The 7,164-nt window shown below is 49.3% G+C and carries 6 protein-coding genes, 1 tRNA gene and 1 pseudogene; 5 read left to right on the top strand and 3 right to left on the bottom strand.

Annotated features, from left to right (window positions below):
* Nucleotides 1–224 precede the first annotated feature (224 nt).
* Nucleotides 225–301, bottom strand: a tRNA-Arg gene (locus NFS22_RS22740).
* A 143-nt stretch (nucleotides 302–444) separates the two neighbouring features.
* Between NFS22_RS22740 and NFS22_RS22735 the strand changes: the two genes are divergently transcribed.
* From NFS22_RS22735 to NFS22_RS22720, 5 genes and pseudogenes are all read left to right on the top strand, one after another.
* Nucleotides 445–1,254, top strand: a complete 810-nt coding sequence (locus NFS22_RS22735; RefSeq protein WP_251319922.1) for a hypothetical protein — start codon at nucleotides 445–447, stop codon at nucleotides 1,252–1,254.
* Between the two features lie 215 nt (nucleotides 1,255–1,469).
* Entirely contained in the window at nucleotides 1,470–1,610 is a 141-nt protein-coding gene (locus NFS22_RS22730) for a hypothetical protein (RefSeq protein ID WP_251319921.1), read from the top strand.
* Between the two features lie 39 nt (nucleotides 1,611–1,649).
* Nucleotides 1,650–3,227 carry a recombinase family protein gene (locus NFS22_RS22725; RefSeq protein WP_251319920.1) on the top strand — a complete coding sequence of 526 codons (1,578 nt, stop codon included), beginning with the start codon at nucleotides 1,650–1,652 and terminating at the stop codon, nucleotides 3,225–3,227.
* 588 nt (nucleotides 3,228–3,815) lie between these two features.
* Nucleotides 3,816–4,223 carry a transposon-encoded TnpW family protein gene (locus NFS22_RS23815; protein ID WP_277615024.1) on the top strand — a complete coding sequence of 136 codons (408 nt, stop codon included), beginning with the start codon at nucleotides 3,816–3,818 and terminating at the stop codon, nucleotides 4,221–4,223.
* Nucleotides 4,220–4,492 (top strand): annotated as a pseudogene (locus NFS22_RS22720) (recombinase family protein); the annotation flags it as partial. The gene NFS22_RS23815 and the pseudogene NFS22_RS22720, both read left to right, overlap by 4 nt.
* A 439-nt stretch (nucleotides 4,493–4,931) precedes the next feature.
* On the opposite strand, the gene NFS22_RS22715 reads toward NFS22_RS22720, so the two are convergent.
* Together NFS22_RS22715 and NFS22_RS22710 are read right to left on the bottom strand one after the other, a co-directional pair.
* Nucleotides 4,932–5,525 carry a DnaB-like helicase C-terminal domain-containing protein gene (locus NFS22_RS22715; protein WP_251319919.1) on the bottom strand — a complete coding sequence of 198 codons (594 nt, stop codon included), beginning with the start codon at nucleotides 5,523–5,525 and terminating at the stop codon, nucleotides 4,932–4,934.
* Nucleotides 5,526–5,595: 70 nt separating this feature from the next.
* The gene (locus tag NFS22_RS22710) at nucleotides 5,596–7,095 is read right to left on the bottom strand and encodes a leucine-rich repeat protein (protein ID WP_251319918.1); all 1,500 of its coding nucleotides are present in this window, start codon (nucleotides 7,093–7,095) and stop codon (nucleotides 5,596–5,598) included.
* Between the last annotated feature and the right edge of the window lie 69 nt (nucleotides 7,096–7,164).

The following is a 7,164-nucleotide window of genomic DNA, read 5'->3' as shown; positions in this document are numbered from 1 at the left end:
CTGTCAATTCCTTTAGAACTGACGGATCGACGCTCAATACAGGCGCTCAAAATCGTAGCGCCCTATTTGAAACTGTTGTGCCGCAGGTTTAAGTCCTGCCTGAGTGAATAGGAGGTGGGGAAAAATCTAAATTTTGAGGCCCTTGGATTTTCACTATCCAAGGGCCTCTGAGGTCTTGAAATCTCTCGGTTTTTTCACCAAAAATCTTTTTTGACCTCTTTTTCTGGTACGCCCGAGCGGATTCGAACCGCTGGCCTTCCGCTTAGGAGGCGGACGCTCTATCCTGCTGAGCTACGGACGCATATGGAATTTTTGGTGCCACTGGCGGACGAACTACGCACACTTAGGAGGCGGACGATTCATCGTATATAAATCAGTGTATCTTTTCTGTAGTGTCCATTTATAGGGAAAACTCAAAAATAAGTCAGGAAAGGAGAGCGTTTTGTGCTTGAATTTAGTGCAGATAGCTTTTTTGAGTTAGCAGGCGTATTAGCAGGATTACTCTCACAGGACCCACCAGAAAAAGTAAAAATCAAAAAACTTTATAGCCATATAGAGCAAACCTATATTTCAGCGATGAGAGGTGCCATTTTGGACAAGCATCCTCAATGGTGCGTCCAAGGTCACCAGCGAGCAGCAGAGATTTACCTTTATCAAAATTGGCCCCACGGTGAGACAGGAAGAAATCTTGTATCCAAGCTGAATATGTTGGTGGATCAAATGAAATCGGATTTCTTACCATCCGAAGGTGAGCAGTTATCTGTAGCATCCATTGAGAGTATTTTAAGCCATCTGGATCAGCAAGACCGTTATTCGGAGAAGGTTCTCAAAAATGGAAATCTGATGATTCTGTCTGCCGGATGCAGCCATCGCCAGTTTGATGCGCTGAGTAGACCCCGTATTTATCAAGACGATTCTTTTTGCTGTGATATTTATTTGCTTCATCGAAAGGGGGACAAAAACTCATCGCTTGAAAGCATTTTACTCCATGAGTTGGGACACGTTCTGAATCTAAGCCTGACTGGTGACATCTCTGCTGTTCCAGAAGATTTCTTCACTTTTGGAGAGTTGTTCTTTCCAGGTCTCGGCGCAACATATCGAGAACAGGCACCGGAATTCTTTGCACACTGTTTTTCAATGGGTATCACCAGCAGACCTGAGTTTCAGCAATATGATGCGTTCCCAGCAATTAAACCGGAGCACAAGAGACTGTTTGACACCTATATGAAATCCAAAATTGCCTCGTTGCCATGACTATCTTACTTAAAACGAAAATGCGACGCACTGCGTAGCGTTTTGAGCCGACTCCATAAAATCTTCATATCTAAATTTTTTCTACCATTCCGTTGGAAAAGACGCTGTGAAACTGCGATGAGCCGCTTGGCCCATCGCTTTTCTTTTTGCCGACAATGGCAAGCAGATACAATTCTCAGCATATGCTTTACCATCTCAAACTTGGAGGTGTTTCTTTGAAATCCAAAGATTTGACTGTAATTTGTTATTTTGCAGAGGAAACCTGTTCCCTTGTGGAAATCATCCAAAGTTCGTTCAAGTATTTTCTAAAGAAAGAGTTACAAGACGTTGCAAAATGGGGGCGCAAGGCAGTGTAATGATAGTGATGAATGGCCGCTTATCTCGGGAGGCGTGATATGTATTTAGAGATAAGCAATCCCATGGATTACCATGTGGCATTATACATCAGATTATCGAAGGAGGATGAGAACGAAGGGCCATCCGAAAGCGTCAACAACCAGCAATCCTTGCTCAATGAATTTGTCCAGCAACACCGTTTGACCGTTTTCGACACCTACATCGACGACGGCTGGAGCGGCACAAACTTCGACCGGCCGAATTTCCAGCGCATGATCGCCGACATTGAGGCCCGGAAGGTCAACATGGTCATCACCAAGGATCTGAGCCGACTGGGCCGCGACTACATCCTCACCGGCCACTACATGGAGCGTTACTTCCCGGAGCACCGGGTCCGCTACATCTCCCTGCTGGACGGCATCGACACCGGGGTAGAGTCCACAGCCAACGACATCACCCCTTTCCGCGCCATCATGAATGATATGTACGCCAAGGACATCTCGAAAAAAATTTCCAGTGTCAAGCATGACAAGCAGCGCAAGGGCCTGTTCATCGGCGGCAAGCCAGTCTATGGCTACAAGATGCATCCCACGGAGAAGAACAAAATCGTCATTGACGAGGAAGCAGCTCTGATGGTGCGACGGATTTTCAGTATGGCGCTGGAGGGCATGAGCTGTCGGAAAATCGCTGTTTGGCTCAATGAAACGGGAGTCCCCACTCCAGCGACTTATGCTGGTTTGCCGGTGGCCAATCCCGGCCCCTACACCGGGTTGTGGAGCAGTGAGCGCATTTCCGATATGCTGCAAAATGAGACCTATATCGGGAGTATGGTGCAGGGGCGCACTCGGAAGATCAATTACAAGTCCAAAAAGTGCATCAAGCAGGATCGCCGGGACTGGGTGGTGGTAGAGGGCACACACGAGCCGATCATCGACCGGGAGACATTCGACAAGGTACGGGCCCTGGTCAACAGCCGCAGGCACACCCGTAGCCGGACTTATGATTTTCTGCTGAAGGGTTTGATCTTCTGCCACGAGTGCGGCTACCCGCTGGCGGTACTCAATCGGAAGAACGCGGCAGGGGAGGATAGGCTGTATTTCGTCTGCCGCACCTACCAGCGTTTCACCAAGGCGGGGGTCTGCACCAGCCACACGATCAAGGAGCAGACCGTTACCCAGGCGGTGATTGAGAAGGTACAGGAGGTCTGCTGGCAATACCTTCGGGCGGATCAGCTGCTGCCTGCGGCCAAGCGAGAGGTAGCAAAGGCGCTGGCGGAGGCCAGCAACGAAAAGGAGATTGCATCGCTGAAAGCCAAAATAGAGAGTTTGACCATCCACCTGGACAAGGTTTACATGGATAAGCTCGGCGGCATCCTGGACGAAGCCGACTTCCAACGCATCTACACCAAGGTCAAGGCTGACCGCGCCGCCCTGGAGCAACGCCTCAGCCAGCTGGACCGTCCAGACTACTCTCCAGCGGAGCAGGTGGACTTGGCAAAAAAACTGGTGGAACGGTTCCTGGAAACCGCATCCACCAATCGGGAGCTGCTGGTCAGCCTGATCGAACGGGTGGAGCTGACCAGCGACAAGCAAATCATCATCAAGTTCCGCTTCCGTCAGTTGGAGGCGAATTCTTAGAGGTCATCGTTTACAATATCCGGGGCGCGATGTGTCCCGTATTGAAAAGAAGGCTCTGGAAAAGCTGCAGGTGGGCATGGAGGGGTGGACCCCCTGAAAATCGGCGTTTAAAACCCACTGTGGAAAAGAATTCAGCAGAATAAAGCCAAATAATCTGCCAGCAGCGACAGGAAAGATGTATGTTGTAAAGGGTGAATGTGAGATTTCACCTAATACAACATAGCGGCTTGCTCGTTTGTGGTGAATGATGGTGCTATGGGAGGGGGGATGCCAACAACAGCACAGCTTCGAGCGTCAATCTGTCGTTCGAGCCCGCATGACGTGGAGCGCATTTTGCATTTCTGATTTCTGGCAACGTCGCGGAAAAAATGTCCGCAACGTGGCCGACAAAATGGCGGGATGACTTCATCTTGCATTTTTGCAATTTTCGAGAACGGAACGGCCTAATCTTGCATTATCGCCATATTTTTGCGGTTCGGTCCAATTTGACCGTATAATAGAAATAGGCGAACAAACCGGGCCGCTTCAAGAAATTTTCAAAATCCTTTTGAAAATGGTTCCGCTTTGCCCCCGGTTTTTCTCCTATTAGTGAGAGGATGCTTTGGACGCTGTGAAAACCATCGTCCTTTCACGACAAAAGTACATAGGCACATCAGGCCAGCTTTCGGTTGCAAACGACATTACGCAGCCGAGGCTGGTCTTTTGCTGCCAAGACAAGTCCGCCACCAACATCATACCACGGGTTGCGGCCTACCGCAAGAAAGGAAGGCAAATATAGCTACAATTCAACCAGCAGCGGCGAACACCGCCATTCTCTACCGCCGTATCGGGTCCACCGCCTACAAGGTGCGCGTCCATTTCAGCGATACCGCCCAGGAAACCATGAACGACAAAATTCTGCATTTAATTCGGCGCGGGACCGTGACAAACAGCGCTGACTGTGGTACAATGGGGATACCACAAACGAGCCAGCCGCTTGCAGGGAGTTCAACATGAACGAGAAGCGGTTGGAGCCAGAGAAGATTACAGCATTATACGAACGCCTTAGCCGTGACGATGAGCAAATTGGGGACAGCAATTCCATTGTGAATCAAAAGGCCATGCTTGAAAGCTATGCTGCCCAGCGAGGATTTACTAACATTTCCCATTACACGGATGACGGATGGAGCGGGGCAAATTTTGAGCGGCCCAGTTGGAAACAGCTTGTGGCGGACATTGAGGCCGGGAAAGTCGGCTGTGTGATCGCCAAGGATAGCAGTGAAATCACGGCCTGTCAAGCAGCAAAGCGGTACTTTGATTCTCTCGGTTTGAAGAAGCTGCCGTCCATGCAATCGCTGAAACAGGAGTATGCCGCACTGAAGGCCGAGAACAAAAAACGGTATCCAGAGTACAAGCAGACGCGAGAAAAAATGATAGAACTGCTCACCGCCAAAAACAACGTGGAGCGGATTTTGGGCGCGACGGAGAAAGAGAAAAATCGTAGCCGCCAGCAGGAGGCGCGGTGATGATTTTTCCTCTCCCTGCGGGTAACAGCAGACGCTGGAGGCAGCTTAAAAGAACCGGCGCAAATGCGCCGGTCCTTACGGGCTTGCCGCTACCAACAGCACATATTATCCGAAACAAGGAACAGATTGCCCTTTGGCCTCCAACGCAGTTCCACCGTTCCACTTTCGCCATAAACATTCTTAGCTACGATACATTCCATCATATCGCTTTTTTTATTTTCTCATGATAATAGCAGCCCTGATATAAAAACAGAACAATATCCGCTTCTGGCACAAAGGGTCCCGATCCTCGCAGGTCTGACAAGACGGGCCGCTTGTCCTCCCGCTCCTCGACGACGCGACTGAGTTGGCTGAGACAAAGTACCGGTACATTCAACTCTTTTGACATGATTTTCAGCATCCGGGATATTTCGACTGCCTGCTGGTAGCGGTTTTCACCGCTCCGGTTCCAGGTCATCAACTGTAAGTAGTCAATGACCACCAAGCCTAGATTGTCCAACTGGCAGCACTTGGCGTATATGTCTGACATAGAGAGTGTGGGGGTATCGTCAATGTAGATGTTTCTAGCGTGTGTGCGGCCGTTTTCGGTCGATGGCGCACATACGAGAAGCCGGGCGGATACCTGCTCCCTGGACATCTCCATTGAGAACACCGCCGCAGTCTTTTCCTCCGCCACAGTCCGCGCCGTATTCAACGCAAAAGACGTCTTACCCATACCTGGCCGCGCGGCCAACAGGATCAGGCCAGACATATTCAAACCGGAAATTTTCTTGAAAATGTCCTCAGTTTCCATAGCGTTCCTCCATAATTGATAAAGCATGTAGAGTCATGCACTCCCTTACCGCTTTTCAACTGTGGTGACTTTAATCTATAAACCGGTCCGTTCCTGGCCGACGCTTACCACCACCACAGCAGTAAAACGGAAAAACATGTGCGCCAAGTTCCATTACGCTTTTGGGGAGGAAATCTCTCAAACTTCCAATCAACCCTGTCTTCTCAAATGCACAATTGCCAATTTTTTTCACTCCATCTCGAATTGTGAGAGAAGCCAGATTTTCACATCCCTCGAATGCGCCTCCTCCAACTTCCTCTACACTGGAGGGGATTGTCACCTCGGTCAGCCCAGTACAGGAACAAAAAGCATTGACACCAATTTCTTTTACACCCTCTGGAATGATAATGCCAGTCAAATCTCTGCACTCACAGAAAGCATGTGGTCCGATTCTTACCACGCTTTCTGGAATGTGGTATTCTCCCGAGGCTGCAGGACAGCATACCAGTTCCTTACCATCATCTCTAAATAACGCGCCCCCTTGAGCGGAAAACACATTGTTTCCAGGCATGACATGAACACTGGTTAAGTTGGTACACCCTATAAACGGATTCTCAGAAATATCCATTACAAGGTCTGGGATGACAATATTCTTCAAACTGGTGCAATGATCGAAAGTACCCCCTTCAATTTTTGTAACATTCCAAGGAATCTGAAATTCGGTCAAGTCTGCACAGCGATGAAAAGCATAGAGACCAATTTCCTGAATTGTTTCGACTGGCAGACTGACACGCTTCAAATTGATACAACCCAAAAACGCTGACACCCCAATTTTTGCTACCCCGTCAGGGATATAAATGCCAGTCAACCCCGTGCTCTGAATGAAAGCATCCGGTCCAATTTCCTCGATACCTTCCGGGAGAACAACGTCTCCGCCGCCGCCTTTGTATTTGGTCAGGCAACCATTTTTGATTTGAAAATCGTCTTGCCTTTGTCCGTAAACGCTCCTTCCCGCAAGATGTGATTTTCGTATTTCCTCCCACTTGGTTCTTGGCATCCGAAGTTGCCGGGGCATGGGATCATTCGGGGCGCTAATAATACCCAGCGTCTCCATTTTATCGATCAGACGCATGGTGCGTTTATAGCCCAAATTAAAGTGGCACTGGAGCATGGCCACTGTGATATAACCTTCCTCAAACGCCGTTTCAACTGCGGCATCAAATAGTTCTTCCTCCGTGTATTCCGGCTTGGATATGTCTGGGGAAGGACCGAAGACCGCCTTTTCCAAAAAGGCCGGAACCGTATCCATACCTAGTGTCGTGGGAAGTCCCACTCTCCGCCGGCGGGAAATGATCTCCAATAGCACACGCTCTGTCGCCTGCTTTCCGTCTATTTCTTGAACTTCGGAGAGCATAAAAGTGGGAGCACTCGACCAATGCTCCATTAGCCTGTCTGCCTCTCTCGTCCGAATACTCTTCGTTAGTTCCGCCACAAAATTGCAGGTGCTTTGAAAATCTCCCATCTCACGTTCCCGCTCCAGCCGGGTGCCACCCACCAGCAAGGTTAGGCAGTCAATGATAATACGCCGCATAAAAGTTCCTCCATATTTTTGGTTTCCCACTGATCTGTTCCAAGCATAACACATTCCCCTGTACCAAAA

It is taken from the genome of Flintibacter muris (assembly GCF_943192995.1).
Lineage (GTDB): Bacteria > Bacillota > Clostridia > Oscillospirales > Oscillospiraceae > Lawsonibacter > Lawsonibacter muris.
This window is presented reverse-complemented; position numbering and strand designations above follow the sequence as displayed.